At 42.2% G+C, this 225-nt stretch carries 1 pseudogene; it reads left to right on the top strand.

From position 1 onward, the window contains the following. Nucleotides 1–34 precede the first annotated feature (34 nt). Nucleotides 35–225: pseudogene (locus FAY32_RS14550) on the top strand (hypothetical protein); the annotation flags it as partial.

Raw genomic sequence — 225 nt, 5'->3', positions numbered from 1 at the left:
GCTAAAGAGGTCGCTGATTGGCTCAACGATCCAGATGAGGACTAATGACTTAGTCAGCCTATACGTTAGTTTTGTAGAAACTAACGGTGGCAAGTCTCGGCCAGTTTTAATTCGTCGGGTATTAGAACAGACGGTCGAGGCTTTTAAAATTACTAGTCAGTATGAAAAGAAGTCGGCTTATATCAAGCAACAATATTATCCGATTCAAGATTGGCAATCCGCTGG

Source organism: Levilactobacillus enshiensis (assembly GCF_007115095.1).
In the GTDB taxonomy this organism is placed as follows: domain Bacteria; phylum Bacillota; class Bacilli; order Lactobacillales; family Lactobacillaceae; genus Levilactobacillus; species Levilactobacillus enshiensis.
The sequence above is the reverse complement of the archived record's forward strand: the minus strand, read 5'-3'. Positions and strand labels throughout refer to the sequence as shown.